Source organism: Vibrio sp. Y176 (assembly GCF_033438945.1).
This window is the reverse complement of record NZ_JAWOQS010000958.1, coordinates 1-560: the sequence shown is the minus strand read 5'-3', so window position 1 is coordinate 560 and position 560 is coordinate 1. Positions and strand designations below refer to the sequence as shown.

1 protein-coding gene is annotated in these 560 nt (G+C 47.9%); it reads right to left on the bottom strand.

Going from position 1 to position 560, the window contains the following annotated elements; translation table 11 throughout:
* Nucleotides 1–559, bottom strand: a 559-nt coding sequence (locus R7O13_RS29625; RefSeq protein WP_318305560.1) for a YoaK family protein, incomplete at its 3' end; no start/stop codon positions are given.
* Between the last annotated feature and the right edge of the window lies 1 nt (nucleotide 560).

Genomic DNA, 560 nt, shown 5'->3' with positions numbered 1-560 from the left:
ATAATGCAGCGCCGACGCTCCCGCCTAGTAAAAAACCAAAGAAGATGAATAGAAACAACTTAGCTTTACGGCGGTCAAATTGACGTCCTCGTAAGCTCTCACCAATCATAATGCCAAGGTCGGTAATGATCCCCGTCATGTGTGTCGTTCGGACAACTGCGCCACTAAAAGTGGTGATCATCGCATTCTGCAAACCACATGCTGCTGACGCTAAGTATTGGCCGTAGGAGTCGCCCTCGACCAAGAAGCCTAAACTTAACAGTAACAAACTCCCTTCAATACAAAGTGCCACACCATAGCGTCGGCCAAGCTTTAAAGCGCTACTCTCAATAAAGAAGCCGCTAAACGCAGAGCCAATCAAAAAGCTGAATACGATAAAGAGCAGGTGAATGGAATTATCCATACCTGTTAATAGGCTATTCCCTAGCTGAGTTACGGTTCCGGAAAGATGCGTTATCGCTTGATGTTGAAAGCCGAGAAGACCAACGGCGTTGACGCAGCCCGCGAGAAGGGCAAGTAGAAACGCGCCATATTCCACCCAACGAGGAAGTCTGGAAATC